This is a genomic window from Candidatus Amoebophilus asiaticus 5a2 (assembly GCF_000020565.1).
Classification (GTDB): Bacteria; Bacteroidota; Bacteroidia; order Cytophagales; family Amoebophilaceae; genus Amoebophilus; species Amoebophilus asiaticus.
This window is the reverse complement of the sequence record NC_010830.1, coordinates 914,015-936,110: the sequence shown is the minus strand read 5'-3', so window position 1 is coordinate 936,110 and position 22,096 is coordinate 914,015. Positions and strand designations below refer to the sequence as shown.

Annotated in this window: 12 protein-coding genes and 2 pseudogenes; 5 read left to right on the top strand and 9 right to left on the bottom strand. The window is 35.1% G+C overall.

Going from position 1 to position 22,096, the window contains the following annotated elements:
- Window positions 1-30: 30 nt before the first annotated feature.
- The 3 genes and pseudogenes from AASI_RS08085 to AASI_RS08795 form a co-directional block, all read right to left on the bottom strand.
- Window positions 31-703, bottom strand: a pseudogene (locus AASI_RS08085) (IS1 family transposase).
- A gap of 26 nt (window positions 704-729) precedes the next feature.
- A complete protein-coding gene (locus tag AASI_RS03755) occupies window positions 730-924 on the bottom strand; it encodes a hypothetical protein (protein WP_012472883.1) in 195 nt (64 codons plus the stop codon).
- A 71-nt stretch (window positions 925-995) separates the two neighbouring features.
- Entirely contained in the window at window positions 996-1,184 is a 189-nt protein-coding gene (locus tag AASI_RS08795; protein ID WP_012472882.1) for a hypothetical protein, read from the bottom strand.
- A 45-nt stretch (window positions 1,185-1,229) separates the two neighbouring features.
- On the opposite strand from AASI_RS08795, the gene AASI_RS09320 reads away from it, so the two are divergent.
- Window positions 1,230-1,385, top strand: coding sequence for a phage integrase SAM-like domain-containing protein (locus AASI_RS09320; protein WP_394330103.1), 156 nt, complete (start codon window positions 1,230-1,232; stop codon window positions 1,383-1,385).
- A gap of 458 nt (window positions 1,386-1,843) precedes the next feature.
- Here AASI_RS09320 and AASI_RS03745 read toward each other — a convergent pair whose 3' ends face one another.
- Window positions 1,844-5,944: an SEL1-like repeat protein gene (locus AASI_RS03745; protein WP_012472881.1), complete on the bottom strand. Its 4,101-nt coding sequence runs from the start codon at window positions 5,942-5,944 to the stop codon at window positions 1,844-1,846.
- Between the two features lie 693 nt (window positions 5,945-6,637).
- On the opposite strand from AASI_RS03745, the gene AASI_RS03740 reads away from it, so the two are divergent.
- Complete coding sequence (locus tag AASI_RS03740; RefSeq protein ID WP_012472880.1) at window positions 6,638-6,892, top strand: DEAD/DEAH box helicase family protein; 255 nt, start codon at window positions 6,638-6,640, stop codon at window positions 6,890-6,892.
- A gap of 407 nt (window positions 6,893-7,299) precedes the next feature.
- Here AASI_RS03740 and AASI_RS03735 read toward each other — a convergent pair whose 3' ends face one another.
- The 4 genes and pseudogenes from AASI_RS03735 to AASI_RS03720 all read right to left on the bottom strand — a co-directional run bounded on the left by AASI_RS03735 (window position 7,300) and on the right by AASI_RS03720 (window position 14,012).
- A complete protein-coding gene (locus AASI_RS03735; protein WP_012472879.1) occupies window positions 7,300-8,832 on the bottom strand; it encodes a leucine-rich repeat domain-containing protein in 1,533 nt (510 codons plus the stop codon).
- Window positions 8,833-8,932: 100 nt separating this feature from the next.
- Window positions 8,933-11,755, bottom strand: coding sequence for an SEL1-like repeat protein (locus AASI_RS03730; RefSeq protein ID WP_012472878.1), 2,823 nt, complete (start codon window positions 11,753-11,755; stop codon window positions 8,933-8,935).
- Window positions 11,733-12,845 carry an OTU domain-containing protein gene (locus AASI_RS03725; RefSeq protein ID WP_012472877.1) on the bottom strand — a complete coding sequence of 371 codons (1,113 nt, stop codon included), beginning with the start codon at window positions 12,843-12,845 and terminating at the stop codon, window positions 11,733-11,735. The genes AASI_RS03730 and AASI_RS03725 overlap by 23 nt, the downstream gene beginning before the upstream one ends.
- Window positions 12,846-13,060: 215 nt before the next feature.
- A pseudogene (locus AASI_RS03720) lies at window positions 13,061-14,012 on the bottom strand (IS481 family transposase).
- 75 nt (window positions 14,013-14,087) lie between these two features.
- Between AASI_RS03720 and AASI_RS03715 the strand changes: the two are divergent.
- The 3 genes from AASI_RS03715 to AASI_RS03705 all read left to right on the top strand — a co-directional run bounded on the left by AASI_RS03715 (window position 14,088) and on the right by AASI_RS03705 (window position 16,974).
- Window positions 14,088-14,342: a hypothetical protein gene (locus AASI_RS03715; protein ID WP_012472876.1), complete on the top strand. Its 255-nt coding sequence runs from the start codon at window positions 14,088-14,090 to the stop codon at window positions 14,340-14,342.
- 173 nt (window positions 14,343-14,515) lie between these two features.
- Window positions 14,516-14,773: a toprim domain-containing protein gene (locus AASI_RS03710; protein WP_012472875.1), complete on the top strand. Its 258-nt coding sequence runs from the start codon at window positions 14,516-14,518 to the stop codon at window positions 14,771-14,773.
- A gap of 1,166 nt (window positions 14,774-15,939) precedes the next feature.
- The gene (locus AASI_RS03705; protein ID WP_148204941.1) at window positions 15,940-16,974 is read left to right on the top strand and encodes an F-box protein; all 1,035 of its coding nucleotides are present in this window, start codon (window positions 15,940-15,942) and stop codon (window positions 16,972-16,974) included.
- Between the two features lie 7 nt (window positions 16,975-16,981).
- Here the strand turns inward: AASI_RS03705 and AASI_RS03700 are convergent, their stop codons facing one another.
- Window positions 16,982-21,904 carry an SEL1-like repeat protein gene (locus AASI_RS03700; RefSeq protein ID WP_012472873.1) on the bottom strand — a complete coding sequence of 1,641 codons (4,923 nt, stop codon included), beginning with the start codon at window positions 21,902-21,904 and terminating at the stop codon, window positions 16,982-16,984.
- Window positions 21,905-22,096 lie beyond the last annotated feature (192 nt).

Here is a 22,096-nt window from a genome sequence, read left to right as displayed (position 1 = left end):
TTTTAGGCATTGTTAAATTAATATAGCTAACTAATTGTTTAACTTTGCCATTAATAAGTTTAATAAGTTGGGCGATTTCTCGATCATGTATAGCTGCTTGCTATAACATTTGCCTTTACGCTTAAATCTTGCTAAATAATGTCGAATCAAACTATTATATCCCTCCACAGTATAGATCTCTGCTTTACTTCGGATATGCTTATCTGGGAAATAAACTTACCATAACTCTTCCAATAATTACTACAATAATACTTACCTATTCCTTTTATAGCTTCCCATAACCTTAATCCTGTGCAAGCTGATCGGTCTCCACACATATAAGAGAGGAACCGTTTGCCAAGTCTATCAACAGCAATCCATACCCAACAGTACTTTTTTTGAACCGATGTACGTGTGCAATTCATCTATTTCGACTATTCCTACTGTCTGTTGACTTGTAGGTAAACTTACTTGGCTACCCCACCCATCCTTTGACCCATTGATAAACTGCCCCATAACTTATTTGAAGTATGCGACCAATAGCTCGAAATCCTAATCCTTCTAAATACAGCTGCAGGGCTGAACGCTTAGTGGCTATAGGTTTTACGTCAGATCTTCGGCTGACTGTATAACGAAAATGGTAAGCCTTACATTTATAGCGTTGGAGGCCCCTAACAATTCCATCCTTATTCTTTTCAATATGCTTACACTTAGGGCAATTCATAGTTTTTTTCTTCTAGTCTAATAAAACTATCCTAAGTTAACAATACCGTTTGCTGCTATCCTATTCTCATCCATTACACTCATGAGGGGAAGAAACTTTTTATCAGCAAAAGTTATGATTTGCTGCCAGCTCCATTTCTCCTCGAACATCACATCAATAATATTCCCTTCTTCTCCTTCAGCATCGCTGTAGATCCATTGACCAGAAGGTTTAGAATGCACATGGACACTGATCTGCTCGCCACTCGTTGGGTGAGTAAGGATTGTGTTTTAAGAGCTATTTGCTTGCGTATCTAAAGTCCATCCCATTTGCTCGGTTTAACAAGGGGTACCAGTAGTATTTCTTTTTTCATTCGGTCTGTGTACGCTTTGATGCTGTCTTCTTTGAGTAAATACTGCACCCTTTCAGCTAAATAGGCATAATCCTGTCCATATCTAGCTATTAAACCTGTTGCGAAAGAGGTTGCAAAGACACTAAACACTCTTTAAAACGTTTTACTTCCTCCGCTAACTTACTTTTTACAAATATCGACCAAACATTTCTACATAATTACGAGACCTTTCTAAGAAAATTAGGCTTAGCTAAGACCTCTATGCCTGTTTACTTTAGGACCTTATGTGCACTCTTTAATAAGTACATTAGCCCCACTACAAAACGTTTACCTATGAGATTAGTTAAATAGCTTGTTATTTTACGAAAGCTAACCTGGCTTTTTTATGCTTTAAATACATATTTTGCCTTTTAAGTTTTTATTAATTGTATATAATTTTGCCTTTATTTTTTTCTGATAAGTTTTTCGCAGCGGGTCTATTCAAGAAAAGGTGATCAACCTAGATACTTACCCTTTCAAAAAATTCAGCGTTGCCTTGATTTTGTAAGATATGGGATGGGCTTAGGAATGGCAACGTGTTGTTTAGTAGGCTGATAGAATCTTATATTAAACACTTTGTAATATAACTAGTTGGTTGGCAAGTGTTTATGATTTTTAGAAGAAAAATAATGCCTCTTAATAATAAGTGAGGTATATAAGGACTTGCGCAATGTAAATAGAATGGCTAAGTGGGTGATATACTATATAGCTTTTTTCTACTGTATTTTCTTATACAGATTTGAATGCCGTATATAAATTGCTGTGATGAACTACTGCAAAGAACAAGTCCAAGGCCTAACAGGAGCTTCATATTCGTCTTGGTATATGCTCTCCAGCTCATTTTCAGCGTTACCTAAATCTTCTATATCAGATTCTGTCGTGCTCGCTTGCTCGGTGCCCTGAGCTTCTACAAATTGTTCTTCGTCTTGTTGTTCCTGTTGTACCAGTGTGGTCAGCTCATCTATTTCTTCTTCCTCTACAAATATCTTGCTCAAAACATTTTGGGCCTCTTGTGCTCCTTGTGCAGCAGCTTTTTTAAGCCAATAAATTGCTTCTTCCTGTTTCTTCATTGACAAAAGGATAGTTCCCAAATTATATTGGGACTCTATGTGGCCTTTCTCAGCGCTTCTTAAATACCAACTGATAGCCTTAAGCCAGTTAAGTTCGACTCCTTGACCTAGCTGATAAGCATATCCTAAACTAAAACAAGCTCCAAGATGTCCCTGCTCTGCTGCTTTTGTAAACCAGCGAACTCCTTCAGCATACTTAGGTTTTAAGCCAGGCCAAAAGGTGCACATACACCCCAGCAAAAATTGTGCATTCGCATCCCCTTGCTTGGCAGGTAGCAAAAGTAGTTTCCAAGCTTTTTGGAGCTCTACTTTTTGGTCAAATTCTCCCTTTAAATAAATACATCCCAGCTCATAGGTAGCACGGAGGTGTCCATTGTCGGCTGCTATTGAAAACCATTGGAAAGCACCTTTCCCATAAGCTGGATTAGATTTGGCTAATTTTCCAAAAACGCAGCCTAAGCAATATTGAGCTTCGAGGTGATTTTGTTGTGCTGATTTCATTAAACAACTAATAACAAGTGATTTATCAAGATCCAGGTTTTCGTTAACATCATACAGATATCCTAACTGATACATCACCTCTGGTTCTTCAGGGCACAATTTGTAGTATTTAATAGCTTGACTTGGATTACCTTCTGTAGTATAAATCTGTGCTAAAATTTTATAACTGCGTTGTTTCATTTCCATAATATTCTTCTCCTCTGATTCATTTGCAATGAATTTTTCCAGGTACTCTTTAGCTTCATCATATCGTGATTGACTGCAAAGCAGGTGCCCCAAGAAAAATGAAATGGTGGGATGCCCTTGTGCAGCTGCCATTTTGAACCATTTGATTGCCTTATCCCGATTAGATTTAACCCAGTCAGGTTTTATATATAGAGTTCCTAATAAGAATTGGGATCGAAGATCACCTAACAAAGCGGCTTTTTTTAACCAAGAGATGCCTTCTTCCACTCGAGAAGGAGTTCCGTCTAAACACAATTGACCCAGAAGGTGAGCTGCTTCTTTATGTCCGCTTGCAGCAGCTTTTTTTAATAAATTAAACCCTTGTGCCGGTTTAGCTAAAATTCCATTTGAACTGGTTGCATAGATCCATCCAAGTAAAAATTCTGCTTCAGTAAGCCCTTGATCAGTAGCTTCCTTTAAAAAACTTACAGCCTCCAAATGATTAGCCTCTATTCCCCTTCCCTTAAGTAAACATTTTGCAATTTGAATTTGAGCAAAAGGATCACCTAGTTTTGCAGACTTCAAAAAATTTTCCGCAGCCAATCGATCGTTTTGCTTTATCCCTTTTCCAAATAGATAACAAAAGGCTAAGTTTGTGATGGCTGAACGATGGCCAAACTCGGCACCTTTTTCAAAGTAAGCAAATGCCAGTTTTTCATTTAAGGGAGCAATTTTACCGTCCATATAAATTCCTCCTAATATATCCAGCGCAAGCGGGTGTTCTTTGGCAGCTTCTCGAAGAAGTTGTAGAACTAAGAGAACTTGCTCGTGCTCAATTTCTTCTTCCATTAGCTTCATGGCCAACATGAGCTTAGCCAGGCGATGTCCTTGATTGGATGCCTTGGTCAAGCATTCTAAAATTTCTGTCTGATGTTTATTCTCCTCTTTTTGATCGAGAATCAATCCTAGATAATAGAGAGCTTCAGGATCCTCTAACTTTGCAGCTTCACGCAACCAAGTAAGAATTTGGTCGCAAGAGATAGTTTTAATTTTATTGCAAGTAAAGAGCTTAGCTATAAGGAGTTGAGCCTCAAGAGTTCCATTTTCTGCTGCATGGAGAAAGAGAGGTATTGCTTTTTCTTGATTAGGTTGGATAGGACCCTGCCCATAAAAATATACTATCCCCAAAAGGTAAACACTGTTGCCATGATTGACTTTTGCCAGCTCCTCAAGCATATGCAATGCCCTAAAAAAGTCTTTTTTCTGCGTCTTTTCTCCTCTCATTAACAAACCAGCCACACTTAATTTGGCATCCAGATCTCCTTGCGTAGCCGAGGCTTCATACCATTTAAGTGCTTGAACGGAATCTATAGCAGTACCTCGACCTTCAGAATAACATCTCCCACAGTAATACTGTGCAATAACATCTCCAGCCTCTGCAGCTTGTAAGAAATAAAATAGGGCTTTCCTATCATCAATATCGACTTCCCATCCAAAGAAATAGAGCTTAGCAAGAAGGGTTTGTGCTGGAAGAACCCCGTTTCTAGCTGCTTGTTCTATGTACTTGGGAGCTTGCGATCGGTCAACAGGAACCTTTGTAGAGTGCTGAAAAAGAATATCGCCATAATTGTACGCAGCCCAAGCATGTCCTTGATTGGCTGCTTTTTCAAGCAACTGCAAGCCTTTTTTATCATTTCGAATAACGCTAATACCCATCCAATAATATTTACCTAAGGCAAATGCAGCGTCTGGGCTATCTTGGGCAAGCGCTTTTTTATACCAGTATTTTGATAGTTTGTAGTTTTGTGGAACACCTTTACCAACCTCATAACAATAACCTAAAAGTACTTGCGCGGTGGCATCGGTTTCTGCAGCCTTTGAGATCCACTCAAAACCCTCCTGTTCATTTTTTTCAAAGACAATGCCCTCTAATAACATCGCCCCCAACTCATACTGGGCCTCGTTAAGTCCTCTCTTGGCATCTTCAACCAATTTTGTTTTTAATTTCGAATTGTAGAGAAAAGAAGAAATTTCTTTTAACTTTTTTAACTTTTCTTCATATAGAGAAGGGCGCTCCTTTTTTTTCAGAACAACCTCATAAGCACCAAGATCTCTTTTAGGCTCATGTATAACCTCTGAAAATTCTTTTTTCAATAGATTAGGAAGGACCTTTAAAAGAACAGGGCCGTTTGGGCTATGGTTTCCTTTTCCTGTAATAAGAGTTACCCTATTAGCGTTTTCTTCTTGTGCTTGTTTTAATAACTTTCGGACCCCGGCTTTAAACTCAGGTACCCTACAACCATGAAAATCGTGTGAGAGTATTTTGTCATCGGCACCTTGTGCTTCTATATTGTACCTTATGAATGGTACGTTTGGCCTAGTAATACCTTGTTTAAGAATTTCTACCTCATCCTCATACGAGATATGCTTATTCTCATCTACCTCATCTTCATCTAGCCACGCCTTATCATCCTTTAATTTCTCTTTACCTTTGGATCGTTTTTTATTGTCATTCGGAGAAGCTGTTAAGCTCCCTGTCTTATTTGAATTAGTATCTTCTTCCTGTCTGTTGCTGCTAGTGCTAACGTTGGTATAACTTGAACTTACTGTACTTACCTTTCCTACTTTTTCTTTCCTATTACCTTTGGCTTTATTTCGATTGTTACCTTTCTGACCTCTATGCGACCCTCCCCCATATCCCTTCATTCCTCCTGGAAGACCTTCTTTGAAAATATATACACTCCCTGGCTGACCTTTTCTAGGTAAACTTACATGAACACATCTTTTTTGTATTTTTGGAGCTAATTTAACCCAGCTAGCTAAGTCTATATCTTTTTCTATTGCCACAGGTAAATTTCTACAATTAGGTTTCTTTTGTGTTTCATCAACTCTTACATCTGCTTGTAATTCCCTGCCTTGCACATGAAAAGTAATTAGGTAACCTCCTTTGGCAGTAAATTCTTGGCCCACTAAAGGATTTGTAGCAATTTGTTTAGTTTCTCCTGGAATATTCTCTATAGATTCTTTTATCCTAGGAGTAAGCAAATTAGAGGAGTTACCACAGCTTTGTAAAAATAAGCTGAGTAGTAAAGTATAAGCTATTAGTTTATGACGTATGTTATAATTCAGGTGCATACTTGATAGGAGCTATAAGTGAGGACTATATATTAGTTGGTAGCTAGTAATTACCCAAATGATTATTAAACTTTTTTAAACCACATATAAAAACCTAATTCTAATTTGAGCTTGTATATCTACCAGGCAGGAGTAATTCCATACCAGGTTAGTGAAACCGTAATTCTATGTATGAACGTACATGCTGGTCCTACTAGAAAGTAAAAGGACAGGACTTCTGGGAAAAGTTTTAAATAATGAATTGTTTTAAGTGCTAGTACATTGATTCACTAATTCTGTTCTTTAATATACATAGGATGCCTGTACTAAAATTGAAAAATCTTTATTTAGACCTTTCTTTCTTAGGGGTCCCAATTAACTATTTGTTGCACTAATATTGCTTTCACAATCCTTCCTTCCATTCTTAAGGTTGACTTACACCTTTTCTTCTATTTATATATCTACCATAAAACTTTACTTGGAGACCTCTTCTTCTGTTGGTGAAAGGGAAAAAGTAAACTTTTTCTAGCTGATATACTTTGCATTCCAGCTAAATGACATTATTTTTTACATATTCCTCTCCCCTCATTTAAAATTGCTTTTTATTTTTTTGTTTAATGGACTAACGCGTGGTTGCTCTATGGGTAGTGGGTGGAATTTTGTGTTATTAGATGTTCAGGACCAGCTAGATGAATTCCTAAAGATGAATCGACAGTGTATATCAGTAAGCTGCTAGGAAAGCAAGAGCAGCTTCTAGGTGCTTCCTCGAAAAACTATAGCATGCAAGAAGGCAAGCTATCTCAAAGCCAAGGTACAAGCCAGCAAAGGCATTGGCAAGATGTATTAACACCCCAGCAAATCAGAGGCTTTGCAGTAGGAGAGTTTGCCGGCAAGGTAGTAGAAAGTGATACGGCTTTTTCCCACACAAAAATAGACTTCTTTCGAAACTATAGTATCACTTGTGTTTAGATAAGTTTCTGACTACTTTAAGTTTACTTTCGAAAGAGGCTTAATGTAGCAAGTCTCATTCTATGATGGGTATTTTTCTAATAAGCAGTTAAAAGATTACCCAGCAGGTAAGAATTCGGTGAATATAGAAGGATACAAAGGCAAGCAGCTAATATTCCTCAAGCTACCAAGCGGCGGCGACAGAAAAAGGAAAGAATAGAATTGTTTTAACTGTATAGTTGGTATAGGTTATTTCAACAGGCATTAAGTTTTAGTAAGAATTTTTAAGGTATAATATATGCCAAGAAGCGGGTATATTAAAATACAAAATACTTAAACTATTTCCAATAACTCAATGCTGTACTTCACCAAACTGAAATTTGTATAAAATCCACCTCGATCACCAAGCATAACTTTCATCTTTTTATTTATAAAATAGGCTTTTTAAATACCCAATTTATATGTGGATAATCTTTTTTTAAACGTTTCTGCTGATATGAACTTATAATTGCTCTAGAAAAATCTTCAACCTGGTGTAAATGAACTGTGAATGTTTTTTCCTGGGGTAATTCTTTAACAATTATTTTCGCTCCTTCATATGTTATTGTATTATCACTCAAGTGTATTGTATTTATGGGTGTCTGTTTCAGTATGCGATTAAGATGCGGTGCACCTTTATCAGTTATTAAATTTTTGCTTAAGTTAAGTATACTTAATATACTTGTTTCTCCTAGAACACAATACTGAAGTGCATTATCAGTAATCTTATTGTAGCTCAAATCTATCTCTTGTATCGGAGTTCCAGGTAAGGCTTGCATAATTCCTTTAAATCCATCATCACCTAACTGATTACCTTGCAGATTAACTACACGTAGTTTTATGTTTTCTTGTAAGTTAGCTATAAGATTTATAACACCTTGTGCGCCTATTTTATTGTAGCCTACATTTAGATTTTCTATCCTAGACTTAGGACTTGCTAAATATAACCCTAAAAGAGTGGCTCCCTCTTCTCCTAGCTTATTACCCCATAAAGAGAGTGTGTCTATGTTTGAATCATCTAGTATTGCAATAAGTGCTTTTATACCTTCAACTCCTATCTTATTAGAGTCTAAGTCAATATCATTTAACAGCGTATTTGGCAGATAAGTAGCTAAGCTTATTAGGCCTTTATCTCCTATGCCATTGCTATTTAGCCTAAGACATTTTACTTTTGTATTAACTAAATGAGGGCCAAGTCCTGCTACTCCTTGAGCCTCCATATGTACCCCATTTAAAATAAGTTTTTGTATATTGGATACTTTTAAGTGCTTTACTATAGATATTAGCCCTTCAAAACTTAATTCCCTGATAAGCAATAGCATAAATGTGTGCGCCGTAGTACTTTTTAAAACTTCTCCAATTTGTTGAGCCTTTTCATCACTTATCGTGGTACAGGAAAAGGATAACGTTCCGGGAAGAGATGGGCTTGCAGGGAGGGTACTAAGGCTTTGAGAATTATCCCTAGATATAGAAGACTCAGTCCTGCTTTTTTTTAGTCTTCCTTCCTTGTTCATTTCTCTTTTTAAATCTTTCTCTTTTACTTTTGAACAGGCTTCTATTGCAGTCGCTTTTGGCTTACCTTTTTCTGGTCTTTTTCTTTTTTTGCTACTAGCATCTAAAACTTGATTACTATTTAGAGGTCTATTTTCTTTTTCTACTACAAGCATAGAGCTAGCTTGTAAATCACTATAAGGCTCATCTTGCTCTTTAAGCTTGTAAAACAGACCTTTTCTTTGTAATTTATGCTTATCTGCTACATCTTGCAAAAGGGTTGCTTGAGCTTTAGGGCTAATATGTTTTGTCTCTGTTCTGGTAGGGGTGCTTGGTGGGGTCCCACAGCCTTGTAAAAAGAAAATTGTCACTACTACTATATAAGTATATAATGGCTGAACTAACGATTTGGAAACCAAATACTGTCTCATAGTAATTCATTAATATTAAATACATTTCTATATTACTTAATAAGTAACATATATACAATATTACAAGAATATAAATTACAGCAGAGCAAGTTGAGTTGCTTTATGTATTTGTTTTAGTAAAAAAATAATATGCCATTTTTCGATCTTGTTCCACCCCCCATCCATGGTGATAAAAATGTCCTATTTTATTGTTGGCTTCTGCCAAATCAAGTTCAGATGCCTCCTTATAACATTCAAAAGCCTCTTTATACTTCTTTTCCTCTTCATAAATAGTTCCTAAACTAAATATTGCTAGCTTATGTTGCTCATCAGCAGCTCTTTTATACCATACAGTAGCCTTTTTATAATCATTTTGCTCTTGGAAAATATTTCCTAATATGAATTGTGCCTCCACATAACCCTGTTCAGCAGCTTTATGGAACCAAAAAATTGCTTTTTCTTTATCCTGTCTATTATGCACACGCCCCTGCCAGTAGATTTGTGCAAGCCCATATTGTGCTCGTGGCTCATCTGACTGGGCAGCTTTTTCATACCAGACAAATGCTTCTTGATAATCCTGTGCTACACCTTTTCCTTCATCATATTTGCTTCCTACTAAGAATTGTGCCTTAGCGTAGTTGTTTTTTGCAGCTTTTAAGTACCATTTAAATGCTTCTATGTCATTTTTATCTTGTTCATGTTTTTGGGCTACTTTATACATTGCCTTTGGGTGACCTAGTTTTACTGCTATTTCGCACCACCTCCATGCCTCTTTTTTGTCTTGCCTAATTGTAGCAGATCCATTTAAATATATTTTAGCCAATGCATAGGCCGCAGCTGCATGTCCTTTGGAGGCTGCTTCAGTATACCATCTTATTGCTTCATTCTCATCTTTTGCAACTAATTCAGATCCTATACTATATGTTTCACCTAACTTGTACATTGCTGGTACATGACCGTTACTAGCAGACTTAGAATAGAAATTGAATTTCTCATCTTCTTTAATTGAAGGTAGTATTTCAGCTAACTCAAACTGTGCATCTGGATTATCGTATTTTTCAGCAGCTATTCGTAGCCATTTTTCTGCCTCATCTAAGTCTTCTTCTACGCCTAGACCTGCTTTGTAGTTCCGGCCTAGCTCTAGTTGTGCCTTAATATTGCCTTTTTTAGCCTCTTTTTTGAGCTCTCTTAAATAGCTTTTTCTAGTTTGTTTAGTAGGGGCATTTTGGCTTTTCTCTTTTAATAAAATCATGGCGCTAGCTACCACATCTATTCGATCATCATGCTGAAGTTTTCCATTATCAAAATATTTCCCAGATGATAAGTTATCTTCAACTAAAGCCATTAATTGGTAAAAAAATTTGAAATATAAATCATCCTGAGGAGCGGAGCTAAAATCATTTATTAATGCTTCTTTACTTATAATAAGCTTATGGGTTTTTAATAGCGGCTGCAGCACCTCATTAATTCGGGCCTCTTTATTTCGTGATTGATGTTTGGTTTCAATTTTTATCTCTTTTTGCTTAGGCCCTAACTTTTTCTCTAAAAGTCTTACAAAGGCAGGATCTTTATTAGTTTCTACAGTAATAACGTTTATTTGATGCTTTATGGCTAGCCTTACTAATTCATCTAAAATTGACTCTTTATTGCCTACACTGGCCTTAGTGTCTTTTGTTTTATCTTCATATCCACCTCCTAACCCTCCTACCTCAGCAATAAAGTAATAGTCTCCCCTGCGCTTAGCAACACAATAAGTAGTTTCATCTCCTCCCGAACCAGAAGTGTCAACAGCTAGAACTTTAAAATCATACTTTAATGTCTTAGAATCTCTAAATAAAGGACCATAGATATATTGTGCGTTGGGTAATTGTTTTGGATTACCTCCCCATATAATACGTTTAGGGGTTCTAAAAATATCAAGATCCATAACAATTAAGTCAGAAATACGCATAGGAGGATGATGGCTTCGGCCTTCAGCAGTTTGTTTTATAGATTTCTTTTTTCCTTTTTTCTCAGGGGTGGCTGGTGCTTTGTTTTTAAGACGTTCTTGATACTTTCGCTCATAATCACGGCGCCTGTTTCTTGCATGGTTAATAAATTCTTTTATTTTCCCTGCAGGTTTAGCAAAATGGTCGTCCATAGCTCCTTTAATTGCCTCTGTATAAGATGCCATGGCTTCTAGGTCAAGATTCTGATATAATCCTTTATCTCTCAATGTTACCAACTTGTCTTGCGCAGCTTTGTAACCGTTTTCTGCAGCTTGTTTATAAAGTTTGATTGCCCTATCTAAAAGAGTTTTTTCTTCTTTCTGATTGTATCCTTCTAAAAATTCATCGGCTTTTGTACATGAGCTTTCTAACTCTTCTTGTGGTAAGTAAGTAATATCTGGCCTAGCTCGTTTAACAGGGTTCTTTTGGGAAGTTTCTGTATCGGCTCCTCTCTTTTTGTTAGGTGAGGGGGTAGTTATTATTGCACCGGAACTAGAAGAAGAGCTACTGGACGAGCTTTGAGATGTTGATTCTTTTAAAAGCAAAGGGACAAAATGCAGGTTGTCTTGTTTATTAATTATTATAGGAACCCTTTTGGAGCCCATCAGTTGTTTAAGAACTTCCTCGTTAATCTGTTTATATTTTGAATTAGTTGTTAAATAATAGGAAATGATTTGCTGCTTTGTATCTGGATTTATCAGTATTTCTATACTGATAATCCCCTCAAGTTCTAGCTTCTGACATAGCATTATTCCTTCTACCCAAGGTCTACCCCATATAGCGATATCTCCATAAAATTCCTTAGCACATTCATCTGCTGTATATTGTATTTTTGAATAGTTATTTTCATGATTGGCATAATACTTTTTGTCTTTTGTCTTCGGCCTTGTATTCTTGTTTTCGTGTCTATAGTCCCAATCAGCTACTAATATTTTATTTTTTTTGATAGAACTCATAGCATAGAGTACGTAAATATTTAGCTGTATTGACATCTGTATAATTAATGGAATTCATACATTGCGCTAATGCATCAAAAAAACAATCTCCGTTATCATAAGCAGTTCCTAATATATAACCTGGTAAGTCAGAAAGTAGTTTTTGCTTAATACTATCATCAATTTTTAATCCTGTACGTCGATTTTTTTCAGTGATAGGCTCTGATAGCATAAAAGCTTCTATTACGCTTTTACGTGGTGATGTATAAGTAGAATCTTCTAAAAGGGCTCGCTCGCGTCTACGTTTAGAAGAGCCTTGGTGTTGCGGAGAGTCAAAAGATAAGAAGCGTTTGGATGTTTTACTTTTTGATGGGGAAGGCCTTTGCGGAGTAGAAAGTATCTGACTATAGGAGCTAATAGTGCTGGAAGAAGAGCTGCTAGAGAAAGGATAGCGCGTTGGTGCCATTTTTTTATCAATATCCGTAGGTCTAGATATCTCTTCCTCCTCTTTAGCTTCTTCTTCTAATACTACTTCTTCTTCCGATGAAGGGAGTTGTTGTTTCTTTTTTTTATTCTTACCTCCTCCTAATAGGCCACGTTTTCCTATATATACATAACCTATTTGTCCAACTTTTGGTAAAATAACATGTACTAGAGTTGCCTGCTCCACTTCGGTTAGGTCTATTAACTGTTTTATGCTTATAGATATATCTATATAAAGAGGCAGATCTAATTCTCTGCTAAGAGAATCTTGACGCTCTTCCACTTTAGCTTTCCATTCAGTATTTTCTTTATAAAATTTGACTTTATATCCTTCTCTTGTCGTAAATAATTTTTCAGATAACTGCGCCTCTTCTAAACTGGTTCCCGCTAGCATGTTTTGTGGAGTATTATTTATATTTATTAGTTCCGCAAGATTAGGATTATCTTCTTCCAATAATTTGTCATCTTTCTGCTCTTTAATAGTAACCTTACTTTTGGAGAGGGGATTGATTTGGTTATGATTCTCTAGGCAGTTTTCAAATAGAGCACTGATTAGTAATAAAAAAACAGAGAAAGCAAAAAAGTGAGTAGCTACTCTTATAAACTTTGAGCCAAAAGGGTTAAACATATTATTAATAGAAAAAAGTTGATAGAGATGTTGGAATCCTTTGACATAAGTTAAGGCTCATCTCAAAAGATAATAGATAAAAACGTAATAACCAATACCTAAACTTTTATTTCGTCTAATCTTCTTAAGACTGGCTAGAGAGGCTTTTTGTCAAGCTTTTTGATATTTTATTTGGAGTAAGCAATCAGGCCTATATTGTGAAATTAGGGGGGTGTTTAGTCCCTTAGTGAAGTCATTAATATTCTTGTGAAAAAGATGAGGATTTTTCCTTGATTGTTCTTCTATAAATTGACAAGGGATTTTACCTCTTAAAACCTTAAGCCTACGAGCAAAACTATAAGCTAATAAGAAGTCATTTAAATGCCACTCTAACTGCTGATGACTACTATAATAATAAGTTTGCACAATAGCCTCTTTAATAGTTCTATTTATTCTTTCTACTTGTCCATTTGCCCATTGATCCATGGATGGGCTAGTTGAGTCTTTCTATGTCAATACCTTCTTGCTCATAAATACGATCAAACATATGTTCGAATGCTAATTCTCCTCCTTTCCTATTAGTGAATTGAATGCCATTATCTGTAAGTATTTTATGGATCTTATAGGGAACAAAAGCTATCAAATCTTGTAAAAAACCTACGGCCGCTGATTTAGAAGCGAATGGATATAACCTAGCCAAACAAAACTTACTGGTTCTATCTATAGCTACAAACAAATAAAGCCGACCTTGAGCTGTCTGCACTTCTGCTATATCTATATGGAAATAGCTGATAGAATACGCTTTAAACTGCTTCTTAGCCACTTTCTCCTTAATCTGCACTTTCTCTAGCGGGCAGCCATGGCGCTGAAAACAACGATGCAAAGTAGAACGAGATAAGTGGTGTATAGTTTCTTGTAAAGTATATAAGCAATCATCTAAGGGCAATTGAGTCAGCTTTCTAAAAGCAATAACAACTTGTTCCTCTTGCTCAGTTAATACCTTAGAACGCCTTACTTTAGGGGTCCCATAGCTGCAGCCTGACATGAAGTCCTCTTGCTCCATTTAGCTACTGTTTTACGGTTAACTCCATATTGTCTAGCAAGGGTTGCTATATTCTCTTTAGATAGCTGTATTTCTCTACGAGTTTTCTCTATTGTCCTGGTGCATTGATGTAATAGTTGTTCCATAATTTTTGTGTCTGTTGTTTATCGCTAATAATAACATAACTAATATAGCCATAACTATTAGGGACCAAACATGCTATGCGTCCCAAGAATCAGGAATACAGGTTTTATAAATCTTTAAGTGATGAGCAAGATAAAGGAACTATTGCAGACTTTATGTTACAAAGAGGACATAGCTATCAAGAAATTGTTTGGCTATCAGATCCTACTTTGTCTAGACCAGTTCTAGATCAGCAGCGCCATTTACCTGAACAAACCCAAGATCCAGTCCTACAACAAGAGCTTGCTCAAGCTAAGTTTACAAGGTTTCCAAGCGGATGGGGTACCACTTAAGAGGGATAGATCCAGTAACTTATCAAGGGATCGAGGAAAGTAAGACAAGTTCCCAAGGGACTATCTTTAGCTTATATGATAAAATAAATATCTAAAGAGAAGTCTGCTTATGCAGCACCATTCAGTACCAATTACAAGCTGATGGGATTAGTGATAAATACTTTCAAGAAGCCTTGTCTAGAGGATTAAGCATATTGCTAACTAGTGAAGCAGATAAAAAAATTGTTGTAACAGAAAGTCCTATTGATGCCCTAAGTTTCAAGCAGCTCCATAATACAGCTTATACTTTGTATTTGGCTACTTGTGGGAGTATAGGACAAGGAATAGCCCATAGTCTAGAAGAGGTATTTTTACAAGCTAATCAGCAAGCAATAGGAATAGCCTTATTTTTGATCAAGATGAAGCAGGCAAAAAGATGGATAAACAGGTAGCAGCGATAGCCAGCAAGCAAAGAATAACTTGTCATGTGGAGTGGCGTGTAAAGACAAAGTCTGGAATGATGTGTTACTAGCTTCCAAGGAGCAGGTAATACAAGTAGATAAGCAAAAAAATTATACAGTCTTTGCTAGGTCTCTCTAGGGAAAGGAAGGTTAGATGGTTTCTGTCTGTCTTGTATAATTGACGTGACTTACTATAGATAGTAATGAAACACTAAGGAGGTGTAATTAGGATTTCTTTAACAGCGAAAAAGTATCATTTTAATTCGGGATAGCAGGATTCGAATCTGGAGCTTTCTGTCCCCAAAGCAGAAAGTTTTAAATTTAAGTCCTACAAAGCATAATATCTTTTAAGTAAGTAAAACATATAATTTTGTCTATTTTGACACGGTTCAAGCTTCTGGACTTACATTATCTTGTCGTTAAATTATTTTTTTACTTATCTTTGATTTCTGACTATTTTTGCCATTAGACTTCTTACCAAACCTATCACCCAGATATGTCTAAATAGATTTATACCTAGATTTTATGGGGTTTCAGAAGAAATCTATTTGTATAATCCAAGCGTCACCTATAGCGTTAGTTGCTTAAAGATGTTGCCTTTGCTGTGAGCATCATAAAGAAAGTCTCCACAAATGTAGATGGCTCACAGGGCGGTTTATAACTAGTAATTAATGACCTAGAAAAAGATGCTACTTATATTTATCAGGCCTATCAGAAACGTTGTTGCATAGAAGAATATCATAAATCAACCAAGCTTAATGCTAGCTTGGAAAAATCTCCTGCCAAGGTAGAACGTTCCCAGCGTAACCATATCTTTGCCTTTATTGTGGCTTAGTATAAGCTCGAGTTATTAAGTATAAAACTTCCCTCAATCATTTTGCCCTCAAGTATAAATTGTTTCTCAAAGCTAACCAGCTTGCTTTTGCGGAACTTCAAAAAATCAAACTCCTAAAGATTGTTGCGTAAGATGAGTTTTTAATTTATAGAGGAGCAATTGAGGAAAAATTTTCACCTTTTTCACCAGAATATTACTAACTTCACTAAGGGACTGATCAATAATATTATTTGCAGATGTGCTACATAATAACTAATACATGGCTACTATGAAAACAAACTATAATACTCCTAAAAAATACCTATTATTAAGCCTAATAAGTATGAGCTTAATATTAGAGAGCTGTGCAAGGGGGGCTAACCAACCTATAGCGTCAGAGCTAAAACAGTTGCCAGCTAGAACACTCGAAAGGGAGCAAAATGATGCAGAAGTTCACGCAGACCATAAGCATATAATAATAGTTGATGAAGATAATAGCTATTTAACTAGTAAGAGAAGAAGGGAAGAGAAAAAGGAAGAACAAGCTCTAGAATCACCAAAGTCTAAGAAAAGAAAAGTTACAAGCCCAGAGGATGAAAATAAGGCTCCAGGAAATACAAGCCCAACAAAGGCTGCAACTAGATACAGCTTACAGAATAAGAAAAGAAGTCTCAATCAAATTAAATCAGGTCATACACGAACTAGAAGTGTCATAGGAACTAGGCCTAACTCATTTATTGAGTCTACTGCTTCGCCTTCTAGCAAAGTAAAACTTGTTGATGTTCTTGAGCATGAATCCATCTTACAACATATAACTTCTTATTTACCCTATTTTTATAGATTAGAAATGAGGAGAGTTAATAGAAAGTTACATGCTATTTTTAGTGGATATGACGAGATCGGAGTAAGAGGTGTGGAGAATCGTCCAAAAAAGAGTATTGACTTATATTCTAATCACACATCTTTTCTAAATTTTTATAAGAAAAACAGTAAAAAATATTGTGAGCATATACCTAAAGCGTTAGAAACTATACCTAGTTTTATTTTTTATTGTGTAATACAATTAGTACAAGATTTACCTAAAGAATTTTGGCCTTACATATCTGATACGAGTCTGAAAGGAATACGCTTGAACTGGAAAGGACTAGAAGATTCTGACGTAGAACTATTAGGAAAGTATTTACAAGAAAAAGAAAATTTAGTTAGATATATCGACTTATATTGTAATAAGATAACATTTGAGGGTGCAAAAAAACTTGCTGAAAGTTTACTCAAAAATAAAAAGTATCTTATTGATTTAACACATAATAAGATAACATCTCAAGAAGAAAAAGTAGAGTTACGGAAAGCATACCCACATATAATATGGAAATTATAAAATTATATTAATTTTCTGGTATAAGTTTTTGAAAATGGTCATTATAGTTATATAAATAGAAAACCTTTATAGCATCTTTAGGTATAAATTCATGTAGAAGTATTACCTTATTCTTCACTATTGAACCTTTACTGTCTATAACAGGTCGATATACTCTAATACCTATGTTATTAATATAAGCAATAGCATCAATAGAAGTATAATTTCCTTTGTCCTCTATATTATTAATTACTCCTAGCATTTTATTTTTTCCTATAAAATCACAAACAAAAGCACTGTATGCTTTTAAAGTTAATGATAGACGATTTAATTCATCAGCGATCTGTTTTTTCTTTACATTAATATTTTCTGTTTTTAAATATTCTGGCAATAAGCTAGTATCTGTTTTATTGCTATTCTTATTCTGTTTAGAAAGTTCGGTATTTCGCTCTTCTTCTAGTTTTTCAACTTTTTCTATTTGAGACTTATAGGTTTTATAATCAACAGCCTCTTTAATACTCTTAGCTAAGCTACGATTCTCGTCTAGATCTTCAACTACCGACCTAATATCAAACGAGATAAAATACCGGATAACAGGATCATTTTTATATTTATTTTTTTTTAATTCTTCAACTTGCTTGTTCCTTTTAAAGCCTATCGCATTAAAAAAACAATCCATACCTGATCCAGAAACATTTTGTAGTTTAAAAGGTTCTCCATCAATTTCATATGATCCTTCAGGATTGTTAACAGGATTATTATAACTCTTACTATCTATTGGAAGAGTACCTTTTACAAAGTCTATAATTGGTATAACTAATTCTTTAAAATCTGTTTTTTCTAATAAATCCTTTTCATGATTGGTAGAGAATAACTTATTCAATTGTTTATGCTCTTTTTTATTTCCTTTTTCCTTTGCCATTATATAAAATTTTAATGCCTGGTGTTCGGTCAGAGCTCTTCTATATAATTTGTGAGGCTTACTTTTTTGATACAGTTTAGCTATTCTATACTCAATTTTACCATTATTTTTAACTTTTTTGTCTTTATTTTTAACTAAGGAATCATAAAATTTTTCTTTTCTATTCTTGTGACTTTTCAGCTCCTTATAGAATATTAATTTCTCTTTGTTTGATTTTATTGGAGTAAATAATTGTAGATAAAATTCTAATGCTTTGATATAATTTTGTTTTGTTCCTTTTCCCTTATAGTACATAAAAGCTACTTTTTCCTTTGCTTCTGTGTACATATTAGCAGCCCTACTATAATATTTAAATGCCTCTTTAAAGTTTTCCTCTTGATAATAATACCAGTTGCCAAGCGCTAATCGTGCTTTAGCAGGCCCCCATAGGTTGTCTGCTGCCTCTTTTAGCAATTCAATTGCTCTTGGCTTTTCTTCTTCGTCTTCAAACAGTATGGTAGCCAATTTATACTGAGCTTTCGGATGTTGGACTACAGCCGCTTTTTCTAATAATCTAATCGCATCCTCTTCTCCTCCTTCTTTAAGATAAATTTTAGCAAGGTTATATTGAGCAGCCGGAAGGCCTAGTTCAGCTGATTCTGTGTAGTACTGGATTATTAGTTCACTCGTAGTTTCATCTTGTAAATTTTTGTTCTTTTCATATAAATCGGCTAGTTCAAATAAGGTTTCCTTTTTTAGCTCTACTAAATCCTGACTTTCGCTATCTTTCTTTTCTTCATTAGCTACAATAGATAGAATTGTTTGATACAATTCAAGAGCTTTCTCAAAATCTTGCTCTATCCCTAATCCATACTTATAGATCTTTGCTAAATTTTTTAATGCTTCTAAATTATTTGTATCTTGCTCAATAACTTCTTCAAATATCTGGCGAGCGGCTGGATAATTTATTCTTACACTTTCTAACCCATTCATATACATACGGGCTAAGTAAATCATATGAGTTGAATTACCTTCACTTATTAATGCTTCTCTAGCTAGTTCTAATTTTTCAGAAAGCTGTTTTTTAGTAAAATTTTTCTTATCCCTAATTCCTCTTTCTCTCAGCTCAGAGGCTCTCAAGCTTCTTTGTACTGGTTTTTTTCTATCTTGTAAATATCTTATAGCACTAGCTACTACATCTACTCGATCATCATAACCTGGCTTTCTTCCTTCCAGAATTTCTGTTAATTGATAAATAAATTTATAATTTAAATCATTAGTTTTTTTATCAATAATATCATCCTCAAGCGCTTTTCTATTAATAATAAGTTTGCTTTTATATAGCAGAGGTGTTAATATGCTCTTAATTCTTTCTTCCTTATTTTCCTTTTCTCTATAAATAACTATATTTATATGATCTATACCTGTCCCTTTTAAAGCTTCTTTTAGGGGCAATTCATATACATTAGGACCATTAACTTCCAAATATATATTATTAACTTTATGCTTTTTGGCAATATCTGCTAGCTCTTTTAATGTCTTTTTTAATGTATCTAGCCTAGAAGGTATTGGTTCCTCTTGTAATAGGTATTCGCCGGCCATTCCACCCACTTCCACAATAAAATAATAATCTCCAGATCTTTTAGCTATGCAATAGCCTGTTTCATCCTTCCCGTCTCCTGCAGGGTCAATACTCATAACAACATCATCATACTTTTTTTCTTGGGGTTCAAATAAAGGTCCAAATATAAAATCTAGCTTGAGGTATGATCTTATAAATCCTGGTTCATAATCCATATCTTCACCATAACCTTCTGATTCTGATGATTTTGTGCTTGCAGAGTATCCTTTTGTTACTGCGTGTATACCTCTAACTTTTTCATCTCTATAGCTAGGTTCAATACGATTAGGAACTCTTTTATTCTTATCAAGGTCCATAACAATGAATCTTGCCAACCAAGTCTTTACTTCCTCCTCATTAGATGGTAATTTCTTGCTTACATATTGGTTATATAGTTCTTGTAATTCTTGAGCCGGATTAGTGACCTCTCTCGGCTGTTCGGCCATTTTATTTATAAGGATTTCTTGTGCTTTTGCGCTTCCTTTATTAGCAGCATCACGATATTTTTGAATGGCTTTTTGAAGTAACTCTTGTGCTTGGCTATAACTTTCTGCTGCAATATACTCTCTCATTAGAGTCTCCGCTTCTTGATATCCTTTTTCAGCTATTTCTAATTGCTTGTAATCGCTTACTCCTAATACTAAGCTATCTTCCTCTCCTATACTTTTCCTTTCATCGTCACTAGTATCTGCTGCAGCTTTTTCTTTTCCTTTATTTCTATTTTCTATTTTCTTTTCCTTGAACAATGGCATAAAATGCCGTGAGCCATGCCAAGTCACAAGAATTGGTATATTTATATGTTGAATTATCTCTTTAGCATCTTCTATTTCAATAGTTGCAACCGTATCCTCTTTAACTAAAACATAACTACTTATTAGATTGTCATCAACCTCATCTTTTAATATTTCTATTACTATAAATTCTATCCCTAATTGGCGACATAATATTGGGCCTTCTATCCCAGTTCTTCCCCAAATAGGCGATCTTCCTTTAAAATGTTTTTCACATTCATCATTAGTATATTGTATAAAAAAATAATCCTCTTCTCCTTTATCTATCCCTTGGTGTTCGCGCTGATTTTCTTTATCTACTTCCTCTTTATTGTTTAAATAATATGCATGGCAGAGCTTCCTTAATGATTTAATAGAGCGTCCATTTGTATTACTAATTCTGTTAAGACATTGGGCCAACGCATCAAAAAAACAATCTCCCGTATCTTCAGCCTCACCTAAGATATAAGCTGTTCCTAGTTCAGCATGTAAAATGGAAAGTATATCCGCTTTACTTATCTTTTTAGGATAAGCTTTCATTGATAGCGACATTTTATCTTTGTTGCTATCGAGTAGAGTATCTAAGCTAATACCCTGAGAAAATTCCATCAAAGGCGAACTAAGAGCTTCGGATGATACACTGGTTGGACCACTACTTATTTTGACTTTCTTAGATTTTGTGGACTCTTCTTTTCTCTCCTTTCCACTTTTACTCATTGTCCTTTTTCTCTTTGTAAGGGCACCACTACTGCCTTTTTCCTCACTATCTTCTTCTATCTCACTTTCTTCCTGCCCCTCATCTTCACTGTTTGCACCACCTGATAATCCGCTAGGAGATACATATACATAAGCTTGTTGTTTTGTAGAAGGATTGAACTTAATAATATGAATATAATTGCTGTAGGCTTTCTCACTTAGCTTTAGTAATTGTACTAAACGCATACCTGGGGCTAAAACTACACTTAATGGTTCATTAAAATGTTTAGCCTTTACTTTCCATGCCCCTTTTTCTTTATAAAATCTGACTTTATAGTCATGGGGTAGTTTGAAAACTTTATTTGATAACTGTTCTTCTAGCTCCTTCTCGTCTTGTTCCTGTTTACTATCACTAGGTTGCTCTTTTACTTTACGTTGTTTGCTTGCTACATGCTGTTTGGCTTGTAGCGCTTTCTCTTCTTTTATACTTCCAAGTTTTTCTATCCCCTTATTAGCAGCCAAGGGTGTAGAAGCTGAGAGGTAATTAGGTTGCTTGTTAATAGCGGATGGTTGAATTTTACCTTTGGTATTTGTAGGATCCTGTAGTTGTATATGACTGGCTTTATCAATGGTCAAAGGTTCTAAACTAATAGTAGGTTTACTAACTGATACTACAGCCTCTTCTTGTTTTACTTCCCTATTAGTAGATTGTTCGTCTATATTATGGTCAGTAACTTCCTGCTTCTCGTAAGAATTTTTAGAACTATTTGACTGTCTAGCATCTTCTTTTATGGTAGAGATATCAGAGCTAGTATCTTTTTCTCCTTTCTGGAAGGGTGTAATAGGATTATAAAATTCTAAACAACTTTCTAAGGAGAATAAACCAAGCATTAACAATAGATATAAACCTACCATTATCCCATGCATAGCCCATTTAGAATTTAGAAAATGGAATTTCTTCATCAGTTTAAATGTAAAAATATTTACAAGGCAGGAATGTATACTTATTAGACTTCTTCCGAAACCTATCACTTAAAAATGTATAAATAGATTTATACACAGATCCCACGGAGCCCCAGGATAAGTCTATTATATAAAATACATTTTATATGTTGTATAGACAAGTTTTTTTATGTAAACAGAAGGTTAGGGATA